The organism is Spirosoma luteolum (genome assembly GCF_054778875.1).
Genome location: NZ_BAAGZE010000003.1, coordinates 373,972 through 398,186, shown reverse-complemented (window position 1 = coordinate 398,186; position 24,215 = coordinate 373,972). Strand labels below are relative to the sequence as shown.

At 58.2% G+C, this 24,215-nt stretch carries 18 protein-coding genes; 14 read left to right on the top strand and 4 right to left on the bottom strand.

Annotation, left to right across the window (positions count from 1 at the left end; translation table 11 throughout):
- Window positions 1–137: 137 nt before the first annotated feature.
- Window positions 138–1,034 carry a phosphogluconate dehydrogenase (NAD(+)-dependent, decarboxylating) gene (gnd, locus tag ACYVAC_RS04300; protein WP_461096346.1) on the top strand — a complete coding sequence of 299 codons (897 nt, stop codon included), beginning with the start codon at window positions 138–140 and terminating at the stop codon, window positions 1,032–1,034.
- A 233-nt stretch (window positions 1,035–1,267) separates the two neighbouring features.
- Entirely contained in the window at window positions 1,268–2,335 is a 1,068-nt protein-coding gene (locus tag ACYVAC_RS04295; protein WP_461096345.1) for a fatty acid desaturase family protein, read from the top strand.
- 86 nt (window positions 2,336–2,421) lie between these two features.
- Here ACYVAC_RS04295 and ACYVAC_RS04290 read toward each other — a convergent pair whose 3' ends face one another.
- A complete protein-coding gene (locus ACYVAC_RS04290; RefSeq protein ID WP_461096344.1) occupies window positions 2,422–3,318 on the bottom strand; it encodes a DNA/RNA non-specific endonuclease in 897 nt (298 codons plus the stop codon).
- A gap of 106 nt (window positions 3,319–3,424) precedes the next feature.
- On the opposite strand from ACYVAC_RS04290, the gene ACYVAC_RS04285 reads away from it, so the two are divergent.
- The 6 genes from ACYVAC_RS04285 (at window position 3,425) to ACYVAC_RS04260 (ending at window position 12,479) form a co-directional block, all read left to right on the top strand.
- Window positions 3,425–5,458 (top strand): tetratricopeptide repeat protein, encoded by a 2,034-nt coding sequence (locus ACYVAC_RS04285; protein WP_461096343.1) that lies wholly within the window; start codon window positions 3,425–3,427, stop codon window positions 5,456–5,458.
- A gap of 167 nt (window positions 5,459–5,625) precedes the next feature.
- Window positions 5,626–7,815, top strand: coding sequence for a bi-domain-containing oxidoreductase (locus ACYVAC_RS04280; RefSeq protein WP_461096342.1), 2,190 nt, complete (start codon window positions 5,626–5,628; stop codon window positions 7,813–7,815).
- Window positions 7,812–9,377 (top strand): heparinase II/III domain-containing protein, encoded by a 1,566-nt coding sequence (locus tag ACYVAC_RS04275; RefSeq protein ID WP_461096341.1) that lies wholly within the window; start codon window positions 7,812–7,814, stop codon window positions 9,375–9,377. Before ACYVAC_RS04280 ends, ACYVAC_RS04275 begins: the two co-directional genes overlap by 4 nt.
- Window positions 9,374–10,591, top strand: coding sequence for a glycosyltransferase family 4 protein (locus ACYVAC_RS04270; protein ID WP_461096340.1), 1,218 nt, complete (start codon window positions 9,374–9,376; stop codon window positions 10,589–10,591). The genes ACYVAC_RS04275 and ACYVAC_RS04270 overlap by 4 nt, the downstream gene beginning before the upstream one ends.
- Window positions 10,588–11,502, top strand: coding sequence for an NAD-dependent epimerase/dehydratase family protein (locus ACYVAC_RS04265; protein ID WP_461096339.1), 915 nt, complete (start codon window positions 10,588–10,590; stop codon window positions 11,500–11,502). The genes ACYVAC_RS04270 and ACYVAC_RS04265 overlap by 4 nt, the downstream gene beginning before the upstream one ends.
- Window positions 11,499–12,479 carry an MraY family glycosyltransferase gene (locus tag ACYVAC_RS04260; protein WP_461096338.1) on the top strand — a complete coding sequence of 327 codons (981 nt, stop codon included), beginning with the start codon at window positions 11,499–11,501 and terminating at the stop codon, window positions 12,477–12,479. Before ACYVAC_RS04265 ends, ACYVAC_RS04260 begins: the two co-directional genes overlap by 4 nt.
- Window positions 12,480–12,566: 87 nt before the next feature.
- Here ACYVAC_RS04260 and ACYVAC_RS04255 read toward each other — a convergent pair whose 3' ends face one another.
- Complete coding sequence (locus tag ACYVAC_RS04255) at window positions 12,567–12,995, bottom strand: thioredoxin family protein (RefSeq protein ID WP_461096337.1); 429 nt, start codon at window positions 12,993–12,995, stop codon at window positions 12,567–12,569.
- Window positions 12,996–13,173: 178 nt separating this feature from the next.
- Here ACYVAC_RS04255 and yihA point away from each other — a divergent pair, with 178 nt between their 5' ends.
- Both yihA and ACYVAC_RS04245 read left to right on the top strand, forming a co-directional pair.
- Entirely contained in the window at window positions 13,174–13,791 is a 618-nt protein-coding gene (gene yihA, locus ACYVAC_RS04250) for a ribosome biogenesis GTP-binding protein YihA/YsxC (RefSeq protein ID WP_461096336.1), read from the top strand.
- A 102-nt stretch (window positions 13,792–13,893) separates the two neighbouring features.
- Window positions 13,894–14,349 carry a DUF5606 family protein gene (locus tag ACYVAC_RS04245; RefSeq protein ID WP_461096335.1) on the top strand — a complete coding sequence of 152 codons (456 nt, stop codon included), beginning with the start codon at window positions 13,894–13,896 and terminating at the stop codon, window positions 14,347–14,349.
- Between the two features lie 176 nt (window positions 14,350–14,525).
- On the opposite strand, the gene pyk is transcribed toward ACYVAC_RS04245, so the two are convergent.
- Both pyk and ACYVAC_RS04235 read right to left on the bottom strand, forming a co-directional pair.
- The gene (gene pyk, locus ACYVAC_RS04240; RefSeq protein ID WP_461096334.1) at window positions 14,526–15,962 is read right to left on the bottom strand and encodes a pyruvate kinase; all 1,437 of its coding nucleotides are present in this window, start codon (window positions 15,960–15,962) and stop codon (window positions 14,526–14,528) included.
- Window positions 15,963–16,170: 208 nt separating this feature from the next.
- Complete coding sequence (locus tag ACYVAC_RS04235; RefSeq protein ID WP_461096333.1) at window positions 16,171–17,007, bottom strand: DUF1206 domain-containing protein; 837 nt, start codon at window positions 17,005–17,007, stop codon at window positions 16,171–16,173.
- A gap of 258 nt (window positions 17,008–17,265) precedes the next feature.
- Between ACYVAC_RS04235 and ACYVAC_RS04230 the strand changes: the two genes are divergently transcribed.
- From ACYVAC_RS04230 to ACYVAC_RS04215, 4 genes are all read left to right on the top strand, one after another.
- Window positions 17,266–19,167 (top strand): YgiQ family radical SAM protein, encoded by a 1,902-nt coding sequence (locus ACYVAC_RS04230; RefSeq protein WP_461096332.1) that lies wholly within the window; start codon window positions 17,266–17,268, stop codon window positions 19,165–19,167.
- Window positions 19,168–20,169: 1,002 nt separating this feature from the next.
- On the top strand, window positions 20,170–21,441 hold the full coding sequence (locus ACYVAC_RS04225; protein ID WP_461096331.1) for an HD domain-containing protein: 1,272 nt from the start codon (window positions 20,170–20,172) through the stop codon (window positions 21,439–21,441).
- A gap of 170 nt (window positions 21,442–21,611) precedes the next feature.
- Window positions 21,612–22,640: a UDP-3-O-(3-hydroxymyristoyl)glucosamine N-acyltransferase gene (gene lpxD / locus ACYVAC_RS04220; protein ID WP_461096330.1), complete on the top strand. Its 1,029-nt coding sequence runs from the start codon at window positions 21,612–21,614 to the stop codon at window positions 22,638–22,640.
- Window positions 22,641–22,752: 112 nt separating this feature from the next.
- Window positions 22,753–24,147, top strand: coding sequence for a bifunctional UDP-3-O-[3-hydroxymyristoyl] N-acetylglucosamine deacetylase/3-hydroxyacyl-ACP dehydratase (locus tag ACYVAC_RS04215; protein WP_461096329.1), 1,395 nt, complete (start codon window positions 22,753–22,755; stop codon window positions 24,145–24,147).
- Window positions 24,148–24,215 lie beyond the last annotated feature (68 nt).

The window sequence follows — 24,215 nt, the reverse complement described above, 5'->3', positions numbered from 1 at the left end:
AGGTGGGAGCCGTGCCACCGGGCCCAATCCGGTCATTGGTTCGATACGCTGGCTCCGACACTGACAAAACAAGGGGGCTGTTGGCGGGTCGTCTCAGAAAAAATCGCCAATTTGAGGCCCTCTAACCATTGATCGTTATGCATATTGGATTCGTGGGCCTGGGTAAAATGGGGTTCAACCTCGTGGCCAACCTGGTCCGTCATGGGCACACCGTTGTCGGGTACGACATTAACCCCACGCTTGTTGAAGCGATTAAGACGCAGGGTGCGCAGGGGGTTTCGACACTGGAAGAGCTGTATCAGGCCCTGCCCGAAAAACGGGTGCTGTGGCTGATGATTCCGGCTGGTCCGCTTGTCGACACCGTTATCGAGCAGCTGCTGACCGTTATTCAGCCCGGCGATACGCTGATCGACGGCGGTAACTCACACTACAAGGACTCGATCCGGCGGCACGACTACCTCAAGGAAAAGGGTATCGGCTACCTCGACTGCGGTACGAGCGGTGGCATGAGCGGAGCGCTGCATGGCGCCTGCACCATGGTAGGGGGCGATCCCGACGTAATTGAGCCGCTACACAGCGTGTTCAACGAAATTTCGGTCGAGAACGGCTACCTCTACACGGGGCCTTCGGGGAGCGGTCACTTCGTCAAGATGGTACACAACGGTATCGAGTACGGCATGATGCAGTCGATTGCCGAAGGCTTCGAAGTATTGGAGAAAAGCGAATTTCCGCTTGATTTTGCGGCCGTGGCCAAAATGTGGAGCAACGGCTCGGTAATTCGCGGCTGGCTGATGGAGCTGACCGAAAACGCCTTCCGCAAAGACGCGAAACTGGACGAAATCAAAGGCCGGATGTTCTCGTCGGGCGAAGGCAAATGGACGCTGGAGGCTGCGCTCGACATGGGTGTGCCAACGCCGGTGATTGCGTTGTCGCTGCTGATGCGCTACCGGTCGCTGCAGGACGATACCTTCACGGGTAAGGTTGTCGCTGCGCTCCGTAATGAGTTTGGCGGCCACGCGGTCGAAAAAAAATAAGGCGTTTCTGACGTCTGGCGGTGGTTTCCGGGGTATTGGCTTACGATTAGATGAGTAACCGCCCCGGAAACCACCGCTTTTTGTTGGCGGGTGCCCCAACTTTATATACACCACCGGCCAATCTGCCGACTCTTTATGCGTTCTAGTTAAAGTAACTTGTGGGCAGGCACCTGAACTGCCGCTTCGATCGTAAAGACTTACCTAATCGTTTATCGCAACCACCGTACTGTTTCATGAAGACACTCGGCCTTATCAATGACCCCACCTTCACGGGGGGGAACTATACCCGGCTCGATCGATTTTTTCTGCGCTACATCAAAGACGAACGTGATCTGCCCTTTATTTACCTGACGCTGCAGATCACATTCACCCTGATTCCGCTGTCGGTGCTGTTGTTCATGCCCTTCATTACGGGCTGGATGTGGTGGGCCGTGGCCGCTGTACACTTTTTTATCAGCAACTTCCGCTTCAAAGGGCCGTTTGGGCTGATGCTTCACTGCACCAGTCATCGTCCGTTTTTCAAGCCCGAGTACGGCTGGATGAACAACTACCTGCCCTGGATTCTGGCGCCCTTTTTCGGCCACTCGCCCGAAACCTACTACAGCCACCACATTGGCATGCACCATCCCGAGAATAACCTCGAGGACGATGAGAGCAGCACCATGGCTTACCAACGCGACAGCTTCCGCAGCTTTCTGAGCTATTTTGGCCATTTCTTCGTGCTGGGCGTGTATGAACTGCTGGGTTACCTGCGCTGGAAAAACCGCAGCAAACTGGCCACCCGCGCCATGATTGGGGAGCTGATTTTTTTCGGCGCCTGCGTGGTGCTGTGCTTTGTGAACTGGCCCGCTACGGTTGCCGTGTTTATTCTGCCGATGTTCATCTATCGGCTAATTGCCATGCTGGGCAACTGGACCCAGCATGCTTTCGTGGATGGCAATGATCCGGGCAATGCCTATAAAAACAGCATCACCTGTATTAACGTCAACTACAACAAGAAGTGCTGGAACGATGGCTACCACATTAGCCACCACGTACGCCCGGCTATGCACTGGACCGAGCACCCCACCTTTTTTCAGAAAACAATCGATAAATACGCTCAGCATCAGGCCATTATTTTCGACGGGCTCGACTTTCTGCAGATTTTCTTCCTGCTGATGCGCGGGCGCTACGACCGGCTGGCCCAAAGCATGGTCAACGTCAACGGCACGTTTGCGTCCGAGCAGGAGGCTATCGACCTGCTGCGCCGGCGCACCCAGCGCATTCCGGTCGCGGTGGCCGAACCGGCCCTGCAACTCTAGCGAAACCAGTGCTTACAGAACGCCCTGTGACTTGTTCGGGAGCTGGCCAAAGCCAGTCCGGAGCCGATCACAGGGCGTTCTGGTTGTTAGATGCTGCCGTCGACCCGGGCTTCGAGCACACGTTGCACATCGGCAGGCACATTCGACAGGAAGTCGTAGCCAGTAAGCCGTTCGAGTTCGTCGACGCTGGTCAGGTAGGCCTGCCAGGGCTTGTCGGCGGTGGTGGGCACGTTGGGCATGGCTACGGCAATGACGCGGGTATTCGTCGAGATACGGTTTACGTCGTCGGTGCCGTTGGGAAGCACCACGATGATTTTCCAGAGCATGGCCGGCACCGTTATTTTACCGCCGGCGATGCTGGTAGCGGCTCCATTTTGCCCGGTACCGCCAGTGCCGTAAGTCCCCGCCACGATATAGGCTTCGTTGTTGGCCGCCAGGAGCTGCCGTTCGTATTCCTCCAGGTATTTCCAGACCTCGCGATTATGGCGCGGGGATTGTGGCACGATGTTGGTTAAATAAAACGTGGCCGCATTGTCTTCGGGCGAGCCGTCGCGGTCGTCGGATGGGCACAGATGGCCCCGGTCGAAACCGGTATTGGTATAGTCCGATGTGCGGGCCGCATACCAGCCGGAAGGCAGGAGCGGATCGGGCCGGAATTCGTTGGTCCGGGTGGCCGAGCCTTTCCAGGCCGCGCTGAGGTGCCAGCTGACCCAGTTGGTCAGGCCGCGCTGCCGGTTATACGACAGGGCGTAGGCCTGCCGCCGGATCAGGTAGTGCGTGGGCCCCTCGGGCATGGTGCCGGCGGGGTTGCCCAGCGCCATGTTATCGTCGCGGGTGGGCGGATAAACGGCTGGTGTACCCGCAACGGGGGGCTGCCCCGTGGGCACAATAGGCCGGCGGCATCCGTCGATACCCAGGCTGAGACTGAGCACCAGCAGCAGTATTTGCCAGTGACGGAACGAGTAGATTGATTTTGCTGCCATTGTTGATGAACTTTACCCTGCGAATCGTGTGCTAACGCGGTTTGTGGTTAACCAACCGAATCAGTAACACTGAGATTAACCTAAAATAGACGAGTTTTCTGCTGTTATGGCTAAAAAAAAGCAACCAGGCGGTAGTGCGCCCGATCGGCCCGGCACGGACCGACCGTCCCGTCCGGTTCCCTCCAAACCAACTCCTTCCGCAACGGTTCGACCGCCATCACCCCGTCCTATCGATACTCCGCAGCGCCCGCTGAGCCGACCCGTCGGTGCCGGTACGGAGTCAACAGGTTTGTCGGCTGGTCTGCCCATCGACACCCGTCCGGTAGTATGGTGGCCCGTGGCTGTCCTGGCTCTGTTGGGGGTGTTGCTCTATATGAACACGTTCGGCCATCAGTATGCTCTCGACGATATTGCGGCCGTAGAACAGAACTTGTTTGTCCGCAAAGGTATCGCCGGTATTCCGGATTTGATGCGCACCGAGTTCTGGCATTTCAGCAATATATCGCTGGGGTATTACCGGCCCCTGTCGCTGATCACGTTTGCGCTCGAGCAGGAGTATTTCGGCAGCGCACCGGGTATCAGTCATATTATCAATACCATTCTGTACGGTCTGACGGGGGCTGTAGTGGCCATACTGCTCCAGAAATGGCTACCTGGTCAGGTCATCATCGCTTTTCTCATTGGGCTGGTATTCGTAGCGCACCCCATCCATACCGAGATCGTTGCCAACATCAAGGGGCGCGATGAAATCCTCAGCTTTCTGTTTATTGCCCTGATGCTGCTGACCTACTGGCGTTACCTCGAAACCCGTCAGTGGGGCTGGATCGTGGGGGCCTGCCTGTCGCTCTACCTTGCTTTTCTGTCGAAGGAGTCGTCGATCGTGAGCCTGGGTCTGATTCCGGCCATGCAGTACTGGTTTGCCCGGCGCAACCTCTGGCAGTCGCTCATCAGCCTGTGGCCATTCCTGATCGTTGCCGCGCTGTTTTTTTACCAGAAAAAGGTCATGATCGGTACGCTGAGCGGAGCCCCCCCGGTCGACTGGGCCAACTACCCCTACGCTATCGAGAAAACGCAGAAATCGACGACATTTAAGTTTCTGATGTATTACCTGCGGCTGCTGATTGTGCCGCATCCGCTGGTCTATGACTATTCCTACAATATCATCCCGTCGGGCAGCAAGGGTGACCTGCTGACCTGGGCCGGCTTCATTACGCTGCTGGCCATGCTGTGGCTGACCTGGAAAGGCGCCGTAAAACGCACGCTCTGGGGCTTTGGTCTCTACTGGTTCTTTGTTACCATGGCGCCGGGGCTGGGCTTTATCTGGATTCGGGGCGGCATTTTTGCCGAACGCTTTATGTATGCCGCCGTGCTGGGTTTTGGCTTCATACTGGTCTGGGGACTGCAGAAGCTGCTGGTACGTCAGTCGGCCAACGCCCTTCCGGATGCCCCCGCCGTACAACCGGCATTGGCCCGCTACGGCCCGCTGCTAGGTCTGATGGTTGTTGTACTGGGTCTGTATTCGTTCAAGACCGTTACGCGCAACCGTGACTGGGAAAACAACTTCGTACTGTTCAACTCGGCCCTGCCGGCCGCCGAAAACAGCTGTCAGGTGCAGCGGCACGTGGCCAACGAGTGGATTCAGAAAGGGCTGAAAGACCGGGCTATCATGGATTCGGTGGCGCTGAAACTACCGAAGCTGAAACAGCCCGATTCGCTGCAGCGGGCGCGGCAGGTTATTGCCGACGCCGAAAAGCAGGCCAACACCCACGGCCGCTGGGCCCTAGACCACCTGCAGGAGTCGACCCGGATCTACCCGAACTTCGGCGAGGCTTACTTCTCGATGGCGTATGTGTTTCAGAAAATCATCCCGAACGTCGACTCGGCCAAGTATTACTACAAGCAAACGATTCGGGCGGCCAATGCCTACGCGCCGGCCTATAATAACCTGGGTGTGATTTACCAGACCGAAGGCTTTGCCAACAACGACCGGCGTAAGCTCGAACTGGCATCGTACTACTATAACCGGTCGATGGTTGTGAACCCGGCCTACGTAGACGGGCAGAACAACCGCGCCAACCTCGAAAAAGCAGTGGGTATCAACGTGCAGGTATTGCCCGATTCGATTCTGAACAAATACTAGACCCACCGGGTCTGACTGGCAAACGGCTCCATCACCAATCCGGCGATGGAGCCGTTTTTTTATGCAGACCGGATAGGCGACTTGGCTCAAAAATTGATCGGTAGTCAGTAGGGCCGCAGCCAGTTCTGACCTGATCAGGGCCGGGCGCGGCTACCGACTCCCGATCTGTGAAACAGCTTATCCAACATCTCCGTACGGGCGAGACCCAGCTGACCGATGTGCCTATGCCGCAGGTGGGGCGAGGGCAGGTGCTTATCCAGACCCGCCGGTCGCTCGTGTCGCTGGGCACCGAGCGGATGCTGGTCGAGTTTGGTAAAGCGAGTCTGCTGGCAAAAGCCCGGCAGCAGCCCGAACGGGTCAGACAGGTACTCGACAAGATGCAGGCCGACGGCGTTATGCCGACACTGGAGGCCGTATTTCGCAAACTCGATCAGCCGCTGCCACTGGGTTACTGCAATGTGGGCACGGTGCTGGCCGTTGGGGAGGGGGTTGCCGACCTCCGCCCCGGCGACCGCGTTGCATCGAACGGCGCCCACGCGCAGATCGTGTGTGTGCCGCGTAATCTGGTCGTAACCATTCCCGACGGGGTAAGCGACAATGCCGCTACGTTTACCGTGATTGGCGCCATCGGGCTGCAGGGCATCCGGTTGCTGGCGCCCACGCTCGGCGAAACCGTGGTGGTAATCGGGCTGGGGCTGATCGGGCTCCTGACGGCCGAACTGCTGCGGCTCAACGGCTGCCGCGTGATTGGGCTCGACCTCGACGAGCACAAGCTGGACCTGGCCCGGCAACGGGGTATCATAGCCCTCAACACAACCGACGGTACCGATGTGGTCAGCGCCGTGCTGGCCCTGACGGGTGGGATTGGTGCCGATGGCGTCGTGATAACGGCCGCAGCCAAAACCGATGAACTGATGGCCCAGGCCGCCCGCATGAGCCGAAAGCGGGGCCGGCTGGTGCTGATCGGCGTGGTGGGGCTGGCGCTTAACCGGGCCGATTTCTATGAAAAAGAACTGACCTTTCAGGTATCGTGCTCCTACGGGCCCGGCCGCTACGACGAGCGGTACGAGCAGCAGGGACACGACTACCCGCTGCCGTTTGTCCGCTGGACCGAAAACCGCAACTTTCAGGCGCTGCTGCAACTGATGGCCACCGGGCAGCTCGACCCAACGCCTTACATTACCGAGGTCGTGCCGCTGGCCGACTACGCCCGGATTTATGGAGGCATGGGGCAGCCAGACCGCCGGGGCGTTATTGCTTCGCTGCTGGCGTATCCCGAAACGGTTGATACCAGCAGGCAGCTCACCCTGCGCGAACCCCGCTATCAGGCCACTACGGCCACGGTCGGGTTTATCGGGGCGGGTAATTTTGCCGGAGCGGTGTTGCTGCCGGGGCTCAAAGCGGCCGGGGCCAACCTGCATACCATTGCCAGCAAAAGCGGGCTCAGTGCCACACTGCTGGCGGGTAAATACGGGGTGGCTCATACCACCACCGATTACCGAACCATCCTGGCCGACCCGACCATCGACCTGTGTGTGATCAGCACCCGCCACAATACCCACGCCCGGCTCACGATCGAAGCCCTGCGGGCGGGCAAACACGTATTTGTCGAGAAACCCCTGCTCATCGACGAGGCCGATCTGGCTCCCCTGATCGAAGCCCGGCAGGCTGCCGGCCGACTGGTGGCGGTGGGTTTCAACCGACGCTTTTCGCCCTACGTGCAGCAGATGAAAAAAATGCTGGGGGGCAGCCAGTCGGGGGCGGTGCCGATGAACGTGGTGGCTACCCTGAACGCGGGGGCCGTTCCGGCCGATTCGTGGGTGCATGATCGGTCTGTAGGCGGGGGGCGGCTGATGGGCGAAGCCTGCCACCTGATCGATCTGATTGCCTACCTGACCGGGAGTACGGTGGTGCAGGTGTGCGTCAATGCCATGGGTCCACACCCAACCGAAACCACCGATTCGGCGTCGGTACTGCTGCAGTTTGCAAATGGCGCCACCGGCGTGATCAACTACTTCGCCAACGGCCACAAGGCCTACGCCAAGGAGCGGGTAGAAGTGTATTCGCAGGGCCGCACGCTCGTGCTCGACAACTTCCGCAAGCTGTCGGGCTTCGGCTTTCGCGGCTTTTCGGGCCTGTCGGGCCGGCAGGACAAAGGCCATGAGCGGCAGCTGAAGCAGCTGGTAGCGCAGCTGCGCACTGGCCTGCCCGACCCGACGATGGCTTCGTTTGCCGAGTTAATCAACACTACGCAGGCAACACTGGCCCTGCTGCGCAGCCTGCGCGAACGGCGCTGGGTAACCGTGGCCGATATGGGCTGTTTGCAGGCCGAACCCTCCCAACCCGTATGGCTATGAAACAACTGGCACGGATCGGCCGCACCGTTCGGCACCTGCAGGCCCGGCAGGTGGTGTATCAACTGGTCAACCGGCTGCGTCGGCCGCACCGGCTGCGGCTGTTGCCCGGTGCCCCCAGGGTCTACCACCTGGCTGCGTTGCCGCCCGACAAGCCCGTAAGCCTGTTATCCGATGGTACCTTCTGCCTGCTGAATCAACCCGCTACGCGCCCCCTCGGCTGGAACGACGACCGCTACGGCAAACTCTGGACGTATACGCTCAATTATTTCGACTGTCTGAACCAGCCGGGGCTGCCGGTCGAAATCGGGCTGGCGCTGATGCGTAATTTTATGGCGCATACCACCCGCCACTCGGTTGGGATGGAACCCTATCCGATTTCACTGCGGGCCATCAACTGGATACGCTTTCTGAGTCTGCATCGCCTGACCGATGCCCCTGTCGAGGCTCACCTGTGGGCGCAGCTGCTGGTGCTGAGCCGCCGGCCCGAATACCACCTGGCCGGTAATCACCTGCTCGAAAACGGTTTCGCGCTGCTGGTGGGCGGCTTATTTTTTCAGCACCGCCGGTGGTTCGAACAAGGGCGCCGGCTCGTGGTCGACGAGCTGAACCAGCAGATGCTGGCCGACGGCGGGCACGACGAACGCAGCCCCATGTACCACCAGTTGCTGCTCGACCGGCTGCTCGATACGCTGGCCCTGCTGGCACCAAACCGCTGGGCCAGCGATCCGGCGCTGGTCGCGACATTGCGAAGCACGGCCGGGCGAATGCTTGGCTGGCTGCGGCAGATCACGTTTGCCGATGGCAGCATCCCACTCGTCAACGATGCGGCTCCTGGTCTGGCCCCCGATACGGCCGCGCTACTGGCCAAGGCGACCCGACTCGGCATTGCCTCCACGCCCACACCGCTGAGCGATTCGGGCTACCGGATGCTGCGCCGGCCGCGAGTCGAACTGCTGGCCGATGTAGGCCCGGTTGGTCCCGACCATCAGCCCGGTCATGCCCACGCCGATACCCTGTCGTTCATAGTGTATGTGGATAAGTCTCCGCTGTTTGTGGATAACGCCACATCGACCTACACGATCGGGCCGCGCCGGACGTGGGAGCGGAGTACGGCGGCCCATAACACGGTGGCGGTAGACGGTCAGGATTCGTCGGAGGTGTGGGCCGGCTTTCGGGTGGGTCGGCGGGCGCGGGTGCGGCTGCTGGTCGATACCGAGAACTGCCTGGTGGCCCGCCACAACGGCTACCGGCAGCTGGGCATTACCCACGAACGCGCCTGGCAGCTCAGCGACACGGCTATCACGATCCACGACCGGCTGCTGACGACCGGTAACGCCCCGGCCGAAGGAATCGCCCGCTTTTACATCCATCCCGATCAGCCCGTTCGGCAACAGGCCGGCGGGGTGCAGATTGGTCCTGTCTGGCTGCGTTTCGACGCGCCGACGCCCCTACAACTGCGGCTGGTGTCCGTCGAACTGGCTGATGGCTTCAACCGGTTGCGGCCGGCTACCTGTCTGGAAGTAACGTTTCGCGGAGAAGTAACAACGCTGCTTAGCCTATGACCATCTTATACCTGACCTTTTATTTCGAACCCGACCTGTGCGCCGGCTCCTTCCGGAATACGCCCCTCGTCGATGAACTGGCCCGTCAGCTGACCCCGGCCGATACGATCCATGTGGTGACGACGCAACCCAACCGCTACCAGTCGTTTCGGGCAACGGCGCCCGCGGTCGAAGACCGGAGCCCGGCCGGCGGGGCGCAGGTCTGGGTCGACCGGGTGGCGGTACCAGCCCACTCCAGCGGGTTGCTCGATCAGATTCGGTCGTTCCTGGTTTATTACCGGGCTGTTTACCGCCTGACGCGCGGTGGGCAGTATGACCGGGTAATCGCGTCATCGTCGCGCTTGTTCACGGCTTTTCTGGGTGCCCGCCTGGCCCGCCAGACGGGGGCGCTGCTACTGCTCGACATCCGCGACCTGTTTCGCGAGACCATTCTGGAAGTACTTACCAATCCGCTGCTTCGGCTGGTACTCCGACCGATACTGTGGGCGGTGGAGCAGTACACATTCGGGTATGCCTGGCACATCAATCTGGTGTCGGCCGGGTTCCGATCCTATTTCAACCGCTTCCGGCTGGCTTCCTACAGCTTTCATACAAACGGTATCGACGATGCATTTCTGCACATGCCGCCTACGCCCACCCGGCCGCCGGGTAACGTTCGTACCATTCTGTATGCGGGCAACATGGGCGAGGGGCAGGGCCTGCACCACATCGTGCCACAGGCCGCCCGGCGGCTGGGACCCGGCTACCGGTTTGTTCTGATCGGCGACGGGGGCGCGCGCGCCCGCCTGCTGGCCGCTGTCGACGCCGAAGGGGTAGCCAACGTCGACGTGCGGCCGCCCGTGGGCCGTACCGAGCTGATTGCCGCGTACCAGACCGCCGATTATCTTTTCGTGCACCTCAACGATCTTGATGCGTTTCGGCGGGTGCTGCCCTCAAAGCTGTTTGAGTACGGAGCTACCGACAAGCCAATACTGGCCGGGGTAGCCGGCTATGCGGCTCAGTTTGTCAAAGCCCAGTTGCCCAATACGCGGCTGTTTTCCCCCGGCGATGTAGCAGGCCTGGTGGAACAGGTGCAGCAAACGCCTTACCGCTGTTACCCCCGCACCGAGTTCGTGGCCCGGTTTCAGCGCAAAACCATCATGGCTGCGCTGGCCCGGCAGTTGCTTCGGCCACTCCGCTCCGATGTTGCTCACGTTCAACCGGCTACGGTATGACCATTCTGCTGACCGGCGCATCGGGCTTCCTGGGGGGCTACTTTTTCCGGGAACTATCGGCCGACCACGAGGTAGTAACGCTGGGACGCAGAGCTGTTGGCTCAGCCCATATTCACTGCGACCTGTCGTGGCAGACGCCGGTATTGCCGGGCATTGGCTACGATCTGGTTGTGCATGCCGCCGGCAAAGCCCACTCCGTGCCGCGCACCGACAGCGAACGGGCCGACTATGACCGGGTGAATGTGCAGGGGACCGAGCGGTTGCTGAAGGCCCTGGGTGGTCAGCCCCGCCTGCCGCAGGCACTGGTCTACATCAGCACGGTGCTGGTATATGGGCGCAGCACGGGCGAACTGCTCGATGAGGATACCCCTCTGGCAGCCCATGACGCCTACGGCCCCAGCAAGGTCAGGGCCGAGGAACTGGTACGCAATTGGGCCCGCCGGACGGGTGTGCGGCTCACCGTACTGCGTCTGCCGCTGGTGGCAGGCATTCCGCTCACCGGCAACCTGGCCTCTATGCAGCAGGCCATACAGCGGGGCTATTACGCCCGTATTGGCCAGGCGGAGGCCCGGCGCAGCATGGTCCGCGCCGACGATGTAGCCGCGGTGCTGGTGCGCGCTTCGGCCGAAGGGGGCATTTATCACCTGACCGATGGCTACCATCCGACGGTTCACGAACTGGAAGAGGCCCTGGCCCGGCAGGCAGGCCGTAGCCGCGTTCCGGTTATTCCCGCCAGACTGGCCCGGCGGGTGGCCCGCCTGGGCGACAGCATCAATGCCGTCGTCGGTCGTCGCTTTCCGCTCGACACCCCTGCCCTGACGCGCCTGACCAGTACCCTCACGTTTAGCGATGCCGCAGCCCGGCATCAGTTTCAATGGGCCCCCCGCCCCGTGCTCGATCTGTTCCGATGACTATGCTCTCTGCCTGGCTGTTGCTGCCGCTGCTCGTTGCGCTCGAATGGGGCTATATCGGACTGGCGCGCCGGCTTCGGCTCGTCGACCGGCCCAATGCCCGCAGTTCTCACGCCGAACCGACAGTGCGGGGCGGTGGGCTGATTATCGTACTGGCGGCTATGACTGCGGGGCTTACCGACCAGCAGCCGAGCCCGTGGTTCATGGGTGGACTGGGGCTCGTGGCCCTGATTAGTTTTGTCGATGACATCCGGCCGGTACCCAATCGCTACCGGCTGGCCGTGCAACTGCTGGCTGTGGTAGCGCTGCTTGTCCAGCTGGGGCTTGTACCCGTAGCCGGCTGGGTGTTGCTGCCGGTGCTGCTGGTTGGGGTAGGTACGCTGAACGCCTGCAATTTTATGGATGGCATCAATGGCATTACGGCGCTCTACAGCCTGGTTACCCTCAGTACGCTGTGGTGGCTCGGCAGACACGATAGCTATACGTCGGGGCTGCTGCCCGCTACGTTGATGGGCGTACTGGCGTTCAGCCTGTTTAACGTGCGCAGGAAAGCACTTTGCTTCGCGGGCGACGTGGGTAGTGTGTCGGTCGGGTTTATCATGCTCTATGCCCTGGGGCAGCTGATCCTGCGCGAAGGCTCGCTGCTGCCGGTGCTGCTGCTGGCGGTGTATGGTGTCGATAGCGTGCTGACCATTCTGCACCGAATGTGGCTGGGACAGAACATCTTTCAGGCGCACCGGATGCACCTGTTTCAGTGGCTGGTACATCGGCAGGGCTGGTCGCATCTGCGCGTGTCGGGGCTTTACGCACTCGTGCAGGGAGTCGTCAACAGTGTGGTGTACTGGGGACTCCGGGAGCCGGCCAGTACACAGACCTGGCTGGCCTTCGGTCTGCTGGCCGCGCTGGCAGTAACGTACTGCCTGACCAAAAAACGCCTGGCCGGCTCACCAGCAGACGCGCTTGTATCCGTCGGCTGAGCGGTCCGGGGTTGGTCAAGGGAGGGGGCCTAAAACAAAACCGCCGATCGGTGGGCCCGATCGGCGGTTTTACTGACGTTGGGCAAACTAGCGCACACTGCGACCAACGGCGATCAGATCTTCGGGCGACAGGGCCCCAACTACTTTTTTGAGTACCCGGCCATTGCCATCAATGTAGAGGAGGGTAGGGTAGGCTTCGAGCGGGTACACCTGCGACAGCGCTGGTCCCTCGCCTTTTTCCATGTCCATCTTCACGTTGATAAACTTGCTGTTGTACAGGTCACCTACGGCTTTCTGGGTAAATACCTTCTTCTGCAGCATTTTGCAGGGGCCGCACCAGCTGGCGTAGGCATCGAGGAAGATAATTTTCTTTTCGGCCTTCGCCTTCTTCAGAACATCTTTCCAGGCTGCATCCGTAAACTGAATGCCGCTGCCGCCTTCCGTTATGGAAGCACGGGTATTTACCGCTACGGCACTTATCAGGACCAAGGCCAGCAGCCAAATCACTTTTTTCATAAGGTATGCCGGGTATACCGGGGTTTTGTAGCGTTACTTGATCAGATAACGTATCAGCAGCCTGCTTTCGTTTCTGCCGATCAGCGGAGGGCCAAATTAGTATATGGGCTTACAAAACGCAAGCGTGGGCTTTCTGGTGATTCTTTCCGAACTTTGCCCCCTTTCTGTCACTCGTATCATGCCTGTTAAGCAAGCCGAATTTTTAGTCAGCAATTCCGATCCGGCCCTGTGCCCCAAGCCCGACCGGCCCGAATACGCCTTTATTGGCCGGTCCAATGTCGGTAAGTCGTCGCTGATCAATATGCTGACGGGCCGGTCGTCGCTGGCCAAAATATCGGGCAAACCCGGCAAGACCCAGCTGATCAACCATTTTATCATCGACAACGAGTGGTATCTGGTCGATTTGCCAGGCTACGGCTATGCACAGGTGGGTAAAGCCGAACGCGAGAAGTTTGCCGCCCTCATCGATGGCTACCTCACCACCCGGCCCAACCTGCTTTGTATTTTCGTGCTGGTCGACTCCCGCATTCCGCCCCAGAAAATCGACCTCGATTTTATGACCAACCTGGGTGAGCGCGGGCTGCCGTTCGTGATGGTCTTTACCAAGACCGAAAAGCTGGGCCCCAACAAGCTGCAGGCCACGCTCGACACGTACCGCCATACCATGCTGGAAACCTGGGACGAGATGCCGCAGTACTTTATCACATCGGCCGTTACGGCCGCCGGGCGCGAAGATATCCTGTCGTTTATTCAACCGCTGAACGGCGAATTCAAACGACCGGCCGGCCGACCGTAGTGGCCGGCGAAGCTCCGATGTGGTGGCGCCGTATCGAATCATTACCTCACAATAAAGGCAATACGCCGGCCAAAACGGGCGTTAGTGAATTACAAAGTCTCTATGGAAGCCTTAAAACAAATTGCCAACATTGCGGGTCAAAGCGGCCTGTTCCGGATTCTGAAACCCAGCCGGAATGGCGTTATCGTAGAAACCCTCGACGATAAGAAAACCAAGACCATGATGGGCCCCACCGCCCGTGTATCGGTCCTGAATGATATTTCGATTTACGTGGATACGGCTGAAGAGTCGATGCCGCTGGCCGATGTGCTGCTGGCCGTCAGCAACAAATACGGCGAAACGCTGCCCGTCGATTCGAAAAGCTCGGCCGACGAACAGGCTGATTTCATGGCCGAAGTGGTGCCCGATTACGACCGCGACCGGGTACGGCCGGCCGATATCAAGAAGCTGATCGTATGGTACGGTATCCTGCGTCAGCACGCTCCCGAGGTGTTCGAAAGCCAGCCCGCCACCGAAGGCGATGCGGCTGCCGACGCTCCGGCCGAAACCGAAGCATAAGGCCAACCGCCGGCCCGGCGGGGCCGTGCCGATACATTCATTTTTCAGTGAGAACGGAAAAGCCGCGATGACCATTGGTTTCGCGGCTTTTTTTTGATCGGGCGAAAAAAAGACGGTAGCCGAACGATGCCCGACTGGGGGCTTCCGGCTACCGTCTTTCTTTTCTGAACGCTTGTTTAGTCGACAGTGCTCAGCTTGACGGTGTTCGTCTTGCGGGCCTGGGTCAGCGGCATGCTCAGCGTGTTGATGAAGATGTCGCCCGATACCAGCCGCTTCTGGCTGATAAGGGTTTGCTTGATGCCCTCAACCGTTTGGTCGACAGTCAGTTCAGGATTGGCTTCGTACGGCATGGCCTGAACGCCCCAGTAGAGGCCCAGCGTATTGCGCAGCTGCGCATCGCCCGAGAATACCAGCAGATCGGCTTTGGGCCGGTGGTGCGACAGCCGAACGGCGGTATAGCCCGAGTTGGTGATGCCGATCACGGCTTTGGCATGTGTATCGCGGGCCAGCCGGCAGGCACTCATCACGACATTGTCGTTCAGGGCGTTTTCGCTGGGGTGTTCGTTGACCTGCGCGTGGTAGCGATAATAAATCGTATCGGTCGACGATTCTACCTGGCGGATCGTATTGGCCATGCTTTCAACGGCCAGGATGGGGTATTTACCCGAGGCTGTTTCGGCGCTGAGCATCACGGCGTCGGCGCCGTCCATGACCGAGTTGGCAATGTCGTTGATTTCAGCGCGGGTTGGTCGGGGTGCGTCGATCATGCTTTCCAGCATCTGCGTGGCTACAATGACGGGTTTGGCAGCCCGGTTGCACTTTTCCACCAGCATTTTCTGGATCATGGGTACTTCTTCGGCGGGCAATTCAACGCCGAGGTCGCCCCGGGCTACCATCAGCCCGTCGGTAGCGGCCACAATCTCATCGATGTTGACGATGGCTTCGGGCTTCTCGATTTTGGCGATTACGCGGCTCTTCTTGCCTTTCGACCGGATGTATTCTTTAATTTCAAGAATCTCCGATGCTTCCCGTACAAACGAGAGGGCAATCCACTCAACATCATTGGCCAGCCCGAACTCGAGGTCGGCCCAGTCTTTGTCGGTAACGGCCGGCATCGACACCTTGGTGTTGGGCAGGTTAACGCCTTTCTTCGACTTCATGGGACCGCCGTAGACGACTTCGGTTACGACGTCGGTGCCTTCGGTACGCAGTACGCGCACTTCCAGCTTGCCATCGTCCATCAGGATACGTTCGCCGGGATGCACGTCGCGGTACATGTCTTTGTAGGGTGTACTCACGCGCTGGGCCGTACCAAGAATATCGTCGTTGGTGAATGTCAGTTCGTTGCCGGCTTCAATCAGCACGCCATCTTTATTTTCGACGTTGCCGATCCGGATTTTTGGCCCCTGCAAATCCTGCAGAATGGCCAGGTTAAGGTTATGTTCAGCGTTGATTTCACGAATGCGGTCGAGCCGCATCTGGTGATCTTCGTGGGTACCGTGGGAGAAGTTGAGCCGGAAGACGTTCACTCCGGCTTTGGCCAGTGCCAGCAATTGTTCTTTCGTTTCGGAGGCCGGGCCTACCGTGGCCACGATCTTGGTTTTCTTAGACATGAGGGACGGGAAAAATTGGGCAAAAACGGCCAAGAGCCGGTGCAAAAATAACCGGTAGGGTAAATAAACAGTGGTGTTCACACAAAATTTACCGCGTCGGGCAAACGCGCGACGGGGGTTGGCGCTCCCGATCGATGCGCCGGCCGGACGCGTGCGGGGCAGGGCAGTCCGTTGGGCAGGGTCCCCGAGCAGGCAACGGCCCGGCGCGCTACTCGGTTGTTCTGACGGGAAAGTAGCGTGCCATGGCCACCATGAAGAGCGCCATCATCAGGAACCCACCGGCTGCGGTTAGCTGCAATCCCCAGCCGCCCGGTAGTGCCTGCAGCGCCTTGATCAGGTCATCCATGTTCTTAATCCAGTTGGGGTTTTTGGCCAGGGCGCCTTTGATGAAGTACCAGCCCGTACCGCACAGGGTGATGCCGACGGTGAGGAAACCCACCAATCCAAACACCCGCAGCAGGACTTTCCAGACGGGCGACACCCCATCGAGTTCCAGGCTTTTATACACCTTGCCCGATAGGCCCTTGTAAACCTGCAGCGCCCCCCAGATCAGAAAAATGGCGCCGGCCCCGATAATGAGCCAGTGTCCGTGCTCGAGTTGCAGGAGTTTAGCGGCCCAGATCTGTTTCTGTTTGTCGTTGCCGCTGCCCTGTCCCAGCAGCAGTTTCAGGGCCGTAAAACCCAGGCTGCCGTAGGTGATGGCGCTCAGTATATAATTGAGCCGATACAACCAGCCACCCGGTCCAGTGCCTTTTTTGTAGGGGTCGTTCCAGATTTCGAACAGCCGCCATAGCGTATGACCAGCGAGCGCAATCACGATCAGCACCAGCAGTAGCTTACCAATCAGCGTAGTGGTCAGCTGCTCGAGCACTTCTTTGCGGTTGGGGTCGCTACCCCGTGAGCCGAGGGCAAACTGGGTAGTGAAAACGGCGATAGAGCCGTAGAAAATTGCTTTGGTGAGGTAACTGCCCCGGGCCAGCCACTCGATACTTTGCAGGGAACGTTGTTTTACCTTGTCGCTGACAGCCATACTGTTCTGGTGCATAGTGAATCCGGATCGATGCCTGTCTCAATGTCCTGAAAACCTAACCCCATAGTACAGGCCGAAGTTATGAATCGACCGTTTGTTGACAGCTTTATCCATCAGATCGGTTCAGATTCAGGGGGTTGGCCAGGCCACAGAATGGTTGTTGCCAAATGGCGGGTGGTGGGAGGCAACGCGCCCGGCAACCCGTAATTTGGTGGCCGTCATTGAATTATTTCGTAAATTCGATGTTTTCCAGACAGCTAAGCGTACGTACTCATGATTGAAAGACCCATCACAGACTGGTTGCCCTTGACGATGAAAGAAGTCGAAAAGCGGGGCTGGGATGAAGTGGACATTATACTGGTGTCGGGCGATGCCTATGTCGACCATCCGGCGTTTGGCACGGCTGTGATTGGCCGCATCATGGAAAGCGAAGGCTTCCGGGTGGCTATCATTGCCCAGCCCAACTGGAAAGACGATCTCCGCGACTTCAAAAAATTCGGCCGGCCCAGGTATTTCTTCGGCGTAACGGCGGGCTGCATGGACTCGATGGTGAACCACTACACGGCTAACAAACGCCTGCGGTCTAACGACTCCTATACGCCTGGTGGCGAAGCCGGTTTCCGCCCCGATTATGCCACCACGGTGTATTCGCGGATTCTGAAAGAGCTGTATCCCGATGTACCGGTGTTGCTGGGTGGTATCGAAGCCTCCCTGCGCCGGGTGACCCACTACGATTACTGGCAGGATCGCCTGATGCCGTCGATTCTGGTCGATGCCGGAGCTGACATGCTGGTATATGGTATGGGCGAGCAGCCGTTGCGCGAGATTTTGAAACTGGCCCGCAAAGGGGTGCCTTTTTCGTCGATGCGCAACGTAAACCAGGTAGCGTTTCTGCACGAAGACAACCCGGAAGAGCTGCGCGACTATAACAACTGGGAAACCGTTGAACTGGCCAGCCACGAGGTGTGTCTGGAAGATAAGATCAAGTATGCGGCCAACTTCAAGATCGTTGAGGTGGAGTCGAACAAGTGGCAGGCCAACCGCATCACGCAGCGCATAGGCGATAAGGTGCTGGTGATCAACCCGCCCTTCAAGACGATGGATGAGGCCGAGATCGACAAGTCGTTCGACCTGCCCTATACGCGGCTGCCGCACCCCAAATACAAGAAGCGGGGCACCATCCCGGCCTACGAAATGATCAAGTTCTCGGTCAACATGCACCGGGGCTGTTTCGGCGGCTGTAGCTTCTGCACGATTTCGGCCCACCAGGGCAAATTCATCGCGTCGCGCAGCGAAGCATCGGTGCTGAAAGAAGTCGATGAAATTACCAAACACCCCGAGTTCAAGGGGTATATCTCGGACCTGGGTGGCCCGTCGGCCAACATGTACAAGATGAAGGGCAAAGACGAGTCGATCTGTGCCCGCTGCCAGAGCCCGAGCTGTATCCACCCAGTTATCTGCTCGAACCTCGACACCTCGCATAAGCCGCTGACCAATCTCTACCGCAAGGTGGATGAGAACCCGGCGATCAAGAAAGCCTTTGTTGGGTCGGGGGTGCGCTACGATCTGCTCGTCGACGATTTCAACAAGAACAACCAGGATGGCAACCACGACGAGTACATGGAGCAGCTGATTACGCGTCATGTCTCGGGCCGGCTCAAGGTAGCGCCGGAACATACCTCCGACGATACGCTGCGGGTGATGCGGAAGCCATCGTTCAAATATTTCAGGACCTTTAAGAAGAAGTACGACGATATCTCGGAAAAGCACAACCTGCGCCAGCCGCTGATTCCGTACTTCATCTCGTCGCACCCCGGTTGCGAGGAGCAGGATATGGCCAACCTGGCGGCCGAAACCAAAGACCTTGGTTTCCAGCTCGAGCAGGTACAGGATTTCACGCCGACGCCCATGACCGTGGCCGAGGTAATCTACTACTCGGGGGTGCATCCCTACACGCTGAAGCCGGTCAAAACCGCCAAAACGCGCGATGAGAAGCTGGCCCAGAACAATTACTTTTTCTGGTATAAGCCTGAATACAAAAACTGGATTCGCAATCGCCTGACCAAGCTCAATCGGCCCGACCTGGTGGAGCGGCTATTGGGAAGCAACAAAAAGGAAGGAACGGGCTCCGGCAAGAAAACGCATGCCCGGCCCTATACGCGGAAGAAATACTAACCCCCCCCGGTTTTCCGATAAAGCAAAAAAGCTCCGTATCAGTCGATACGGAGCTTTTTTGTGGGCCAGCCAGGGCTCGAACCTGGGACTTACTGATTCACTTTCCTCTGGTTTCCCAAAGTAGTTGGACTATCTCATCACCCTCGTCTGCCCACCTCAATGGGCCACCGTTAGGGCGGGGGGCGTTAGTAGAAGCGTATCGGTCGGTTTCCTCACTTCTTAGTCTCTGCACCTTCCAGGCTACTGTTACAACCATTCGCCTGACTTGGCTCAGGATTACCATCAGCATACACCAATCCGGGTATCTGGTAAGGCTTCCCTGAATTAACCCCCTGCTCATCCAGCGATTTCTCGCGGGAGGCACCAGCGACAATTCGTTGCACATTGTGAAATGATAACTCAGGATTGTGTTCTTCTGCATGACAGTTCGAACATAACAATAGGCACTTCGACGCTTCTTCGATTATCGAACTCCATTTTTTGTTAGACAAAATACGCGAGTCCAGTTTAAAGGCTTTCTGGTACGAATCGATATGGTGAAAATGCAGGGCAGCTACGTTTGTACAGTACCCACAGCGAATGCATTTACCCCCGAACAACTGGATGAGCTTGACTTTACGGTCAAGTGATCGGATTGTCTGAGAATGGTATGTATTCGTTTGGGCTTTTACACGATGATAGTGGTCTCGCTGTTTGCATGTGTTGCCACAGTACTTTTGCTTCTGGCCACTAATCGGAACCTGACAAACTACGCACAATCGGCTCATAGACATTTAGTTACGATGTCTATAAAGCATACCGTTTATCAAATCTCACAATGTCAAAGAACTATACTTCGATGAGTCAGGCACTCTAACCAACTGAGTTACAAGCCCATTGCTGTCTGATTGCTCAGGTTCAGCAGGACAAATTTAGGCATTTTTCAGACAGGAACGCACGAAGACTTAAATTTTCAGGGCCGGGGCTGTTCGGGCGTCGGAAGCCGGGGGGTATCTTTGCCTTATGGCAGTCCCCAACAAAAAGAAGATTCTCAACGATCCGGTCTATGGGTTTATCACCATTCCGACCGAGCTGTTGTTCGATCTGGTCGAACACCCGTACTTCCAGCGGCTCCGGCGCATCCGGCAGATGGGGCTGGCCGATTACATCTACCCCGGTGCGCTGCATACCCGCTTTCACCATGCGCTGGGCGCCATGCACCTGATGGGGCAGGCCATGCAGACCCTGCAGAGCAAAGGCCACCGCATCAGCGATCAGGAATGCGAGGCTGCCCAGATCGCCATTCTGCTGCACGATGTGGGCCACGGGCCGTTTTCGCACGTGCTCGAATCGTCGCTGCTCAAGGGGGTGGCTCACGAAACCATCTCGCTGCTGCTCATGAAAGACCTTGACCAGCAGTTCGACGGGCGGCTGGAGCTGGCCATCCGGATGTTCGAAGGAACGTACGAACGGCGGTTTTTTCATCAGCTGGTATCGAGTCAGCTCGATATGGACCGGATGGATTACCTCAACCGTGATGGGTATTATACGGGAGTTGCCGAAGGCGCTATCGGGGCCGAACGCATCATCAAAATGCTGGATCTGGTCGATGATGAGCTGGTGGTCGAAGCAAAGGGTGTACTGAGCGTCGAGAATTTTCTGAATGCCCGCCGGCTCATGTACTGGCAGGTGTATCTGCACAAAACGTCGATCTGCTGCGAGATGATGCTGGTGCAGATTCTGCGTCGGGCGCGTTTTCTGGTGCAGCAGGGCGACACCGCCCACTGGGGTAACCTGTTTGCGCCCCCGGCCTTTCTGCTGCTGTTGCAGGAAACCATTCCGCTGGCCCAGTTTACCGGCGATCCGAAATACCTCCGGGCATTTACCCAACTCGACGACTACGACATCTGGTCGTGTGTGAAGCAGTGGGTACAGCATCCCGACTTTATTCTGTCGACCCTGTGCCGGATGCTGCTCGACCGGCAGCTGTTCAAGATCATGCTGTCGACCGAACCGTTTTCGGGTGAGTTGCTGGCCGAGATCGAGGGGCAGTTACGCCGGTCCGGTCTCGATGATGAAGCCCTGTCGTACTTTATGGTAGAAGGGCAGGCCACTAACGCGGCTTACCTGCCCACTCAGGAGCGCATCGGCATCAAGCTCCGGTCGGGGCAGGTAATCGACATTGCCGATGCGTCCGACCTGTCGAACATTCAGGTACTGACCAACATTGTCCGGCGGTATTATGTCTGCTGGGCCCGCGACCTGGCAACGATTGGCCCTCCGGTTCGCGTATAGGCTATCGGCAACGGGTCTGAAGGCCCGGTCTGTCTTCGGATCGGCAATTGCCCGAACCCGAATCGCGGCTATTAAAAGCCGTGCACCCCAATAAAGTGCAATTTGTTGCCTACCTTAGCGGCCAAAATATCCGGTAGTGCCGGGTAGCTTGCGAAGGCCATCAACTATATATGGAGTTTACTGTCAAGCAAATTGCTGCATTGCTAGGGGGCGACGTCGAAGGCGACGAAACGCTGCCAATCAGGAATATTGCAAAAATTGAAGAAGGCCGGGCCGGCGATATCTCGTTTCTGGCCAATCTCAAATACGAACCCTTTCTCTACACTACGGGGGCGTCGGCGGTCATTGTCAATCGCACCTTCAGCCCCCAAAAGGCCGTTGCTGCTACGCTGATCCGCGTCGACAATTCGTATTCTGCGTTTACCAGCCTGCTCGAAGAATACCACAAAGCCATCAGCTACGCCCGCACCGGGGTTGAAGAGCCGTCGTATGTCGGGGCCGGCAGTGCGATTGGCGAGGGTATTTACCGGGGAGCCTTTTCGTACATAGGCCGCAACTGCCGGCTGGGCCGTAACGTGAAGATCTACCCGCATGCCTACGTGGGCGATAACGTGCAGATCGGCGACAACACCATTGTGCATGCCGGGGCGCGGATTCTCAACAACTCGGTGATCGGAGAGTTTTGCGTGATTCACGGTAATGCCGTGATCGGGGGTGAAGGCTTCGGGTTTGCCCCACAGGCCGATGGTACCTACAAAACTATCCCGCAGCTGGGCAACGTTATTATCGAAGACTACGTGAACATTGGCTCCGGCACCACCATCGACTGCGCCACCATGGGGTCGACGATTATCCGGCGGGGGGCCAAGCTCGACAACCTGATTCAGATTGGGCATAACGTAGAGATTGGCCGTAACACCGTGATTGCCGCGCAGACCGGCGTTTCGGGCTCGACCAAGATCGGGGCCAACTGCGTAATCGGCGGGCAGGTCGGCTTTGCCGGACACCTGACCATTGCCGATGGTACGCGGGTGGGCGCTCAGTCGGGAGTCGGCAAAAACGTAACTGAAACCGGTACCGCCATCAACAGCTCACCCGCTTTTGGTCTTAAAGAAAGTATGCGTTCGCTGGCGGTATTCCGCAAACTGCCTGACCTCGACCGGCGGCTGACTGAGCTTGAAAAGAAAACCAATACCTAGTGTACGGCAGGCTGTTTTCAGTTTATAGCGGTCGTCACACGATGGTCGTTCCAACGATGGGCTTACAACCGTAAACTGTATACTGCAGACCGACCACTGAAGAACCAACCGAATGAATACAAAACAACAGACGATTCGAAAGTCCATTTCCGTGTCGGGCGTTGGGCTGCATACGGGCGTTATGGCCACCATGACGTTTTTGCCGGCCCCTACCAACCACGGCTATAAATTTCAGCGCGTCGATCTGCCGGGCCAGCCCATCGTCGATGCCGACGTCGATAACGTGGTCGACCTGTCGCGGGGAACGACCATCGAGCAGAGTGGAGCCCGTATCCATACCGTCGAGCACACGCTGGCGGCTCTGGTGGGACTACAGCTCGACAACGTGCTGATTCAGCTCGATGGGCCCGAACCGCCGATCATGGATGGCTCGTCGATCCAGTTCATCAACGCCCTGCGCGAAGCAGGTATCGAGGAACAGAACGCGCAGCGCAACTACTTCGAGGTCAGCGAATACGTTCATTACATCAACCCCGAGAAAGATATCGAGCTGGCCGCCCTGCCGCTCAACGACTACCGCCTGACGGTGATGGTCGACTATAACTCGCGGGTAATCAGCAGCCAGCACGCCTACCTGAACGACATCAGTCAGTTTCCCGAGCAAATTGCCAGCTGCCGCACGTTTGTGTTTCTGCACGAACTCGAAGCGCTTTACAAGCAGAACCTCATAAAGGGGGGCGACCTCACCAACGCCATCGTTATCGTCGACCGCGAGGTGAAGGATGGCGAGCTGGACTATCTGGCCGATCTGCTGAAAAAACCGAAGGTGAGCGTCAACAAAAACGACGGTATCCTGAACAACCTGGAGCTGCACTACCCCAACGAGATGGCCCGCCATAAGCTGCTCGACGTGGTTGGCGATCTGGCCCTGATTGGCCGGCCCATTAAAGCCCAGATTCTGGCGGCCCGCCCCGGCCATGCGGCCAACGTGGCGTTTGCCAAGAAAATAAAAAAACTGATCCAGAAAAACGCAGCCAATCAGGTTCCGAAATACGACCCGACACAGCCCCCCGTGCTCGACATCAACCGCATTTCGCAGCTGCTGCCCCACCGCTACCCCTTCCAGATGATCGACAAGATCATTGCCCTGGATGAGAACAGCGTGGTTGGGATCAAGAATGTGACCATGAACGAGCCCTTCTTCCCGGGCCATTTTCCGGGCAATCCGGTCATGCCGGGGGTGATGCAGCTGGAAGCCATGGCGCAAACGGGCGGTATTCTGGTGCTGAGCACCGTACCCGACCCCGAAAATTACTGGCCTTTCCTGGTTGGTATCGAGAACTGCCGGTTCCGGCGCAACGTTTTGCCGGGCGATACGGTCATCTTCCGGTGTGAGTTCACGACACCTATGAAACGGGGTATCGTGAAGATGCAGGGGCGGGGTTACGTAGCCAATCAGCTGGTCTGCGAAGCCGACATGATCGCCAGTCTGGTTAAGAAAAAATAGTTTACAGTTCGTGGTTCGTCGGTTGGGGTTGGTAGTTCATCCGGTGTCATCGGTTTACGGCACGCACT

What these genes read in the sequence shown, in the direction of transcription:
- gnd (WP_461096346.1), top strand. Translation starts at nt 138, where the DNA reads ATGCATATTGGATTCGTGGGCCTGGGTAAAATGGGGTTCAACCTCGTG.
- ACYVAC_RS04295 (WP_461096345.1), top strand. Translation starts at nt 1,268, where the DNA reads ATGAAGACACTCGGCCTTATCAATGACCCCACCTTCACGGGGGGGAAC.
- ACYVAC_RS04290 (WP_461096344.1), bottom strand. Translation starts at nt 3,318, where the DNA reads ATGGCAGCAAAATCAATCTACTCGTTCCGTCACTGGCAAATACTGCTG.
- ACYVAC_RS04285 (WP_461096343.1), top strand. Translation starts at nt 3,425, where the DNA reads ATGGCTAAAAAAAAGCAACCAGGCGGTAGTGCGCCCGATCGGCCCGGC.
- ACYVAC_RS04275 (WP_461096341.1), top strand. Translation starts at nt 7,812, where the DNA reads ATGAAACAACTGGCACGGATCGGCCGCACCGTTCGGCACCTGCAGGCC.
- ACYVAC_RS04270 (WP_461096340.1), top strand. Translation starts at nt 9,374, where the DNA reads ATGACCATCTTATACCTGACCTTTTATTTCGAACCCGACCTGTGCGCC.
- ACYVAC_RS04265 (WP_461096339.1), top strand. Translation starts at nt 10,588, where the DNA reads ATGACCATTCTGCTGACCGGCGCATCGGGCTTCCTGGGGGGCTACTTT.
- ACYVAC_RS04260 (WP_461096338.1), top strand. Translation starts at nt 11,499, where the DNA reads ATGACTATGCTCTCTGCCTGGCTGTTGCTGCCGCTGCTCGTTGCGCTC.
- ACYVAC_RS04255 (WP_461096337.1), bottom strand. Translation starts at nt 12,995, where the DNA reads ATGAAAAAAGTGATTTGGCTGCTGGCCTTGGTCCTGATAAGTGCCGTA.
- yihA (WP_461096336.1), top strand. Translation starts at nt 13,174, where the DNA reads ATGCCTGTTAAGCAAGCCGAATTTTTAGTCAGCAATTCCGATCCGGCC.
- ACYVAC_RS04245 (WP_461096335.1), top strand. Translation starts at nt 13,894, where the DNA reads ATGGAAGCCTTAAAACAAATTGCCAACATTGCGGGTCAAAGCGGCCTG.
- pyk (WP_461096334.1), bottom strand. Translation starts at nt 15,962, where the DNA reads ATGTCTAAGAAAACCAAGATCGTGGCCACGGTAGGCCCGGCCTCCGAA.
- ACYVAC_RS04235 (WP_461096333.1), bottom strand. Translation starts at nt 17,007, where the DNA reads ATGCACCAGAACAGTATGGCTGTCAGCGACAAGGTAAAACAACGTTCC.
- ACYVAC_RS04230 (WP_461096332.1), top strand. Translation starts at nt 17,266, where the DNA reads ATGATTGAAAGACCCATCACAGACTGGTTGCCCTTGACGATGAAAGAA.
- ACYVAC_RS04225 (WP_461096331.1), top strand. Translation starts at nt 20,170, where the DNA reads ATGGCAGTCCCCAACAAAAAGAAGATTCTCAACGATCCGGTCTATGGG.
- lpxD (WP_461096330.1), top strand. Translation starts at nt 21,612, where the DNA reads ATGGAGTTTACTGTCAAGCAAATTGCTGCATTGCTAGGGGGCGACGTC.
- ACYVAC_RS04215 (WP_461096329.1), top strand. Translation starts at nt 22,753, where the DNA reads ATGAATACAAAACAACAGACGATTCGAAAGTCCATTTCCGTGTCGGGC.